The sequence below is a fragment of the Pseudoalteromonas sp. P1-7a genome (assembly GCF_001401855.1).
GTDB lineage: Bacteria > Pseudomonadota > Gammaproteobacteria > Enterobacterales > Alteromonadaceae > Pseudoalteromonas.
The window spans coordinates 1-223 of the sequence record NZ_LKDU01000163.1 but is presented as its reverse complement, the minus strand read 5'-3'; the positions used below and the strand labels follow the sequence as shown (position 1 = coordinate 223).

The 223-nt window shown below is 44.8% G+C and carries 2 tRNA genes; both read right to left on the bottom strand.

Features of this window, described 5'->3' with window-relative positions:
• Window positions 1–73 (bottom strand) — tRNA-Lys (locus AN389_RS19965).
• 73 nt (window positions 74–146) lie between these two features.
• Window positions 147–222: transfer RNA gene (locus AN389_RS19960), tRNA-Lys, on the bottom strand.
• Window position 223: the final 1 nt, after the last annotated feature.

The window sequence follows — 223 nt, the reverse complement described above, 5'->3', positions numbered from 1 at the left end:
TGGGTCATGATGGACTTGAACCATCGACCAATGGATTAAAAGTCCACTGCTCTACCAACTGAGCTAATGACCCGCTCTGTGTGCTTACTCTATTAAGTAAGCTGCGTAAATCCGCCGATTTAGCCACTCTTTAGCTTAATAAAGAATGGTGGGTCATGATGGACTTGAACCATCGACCAATGGATTAAAAGTCCACTGCTCTACCAACTGAGCTAATGACCCG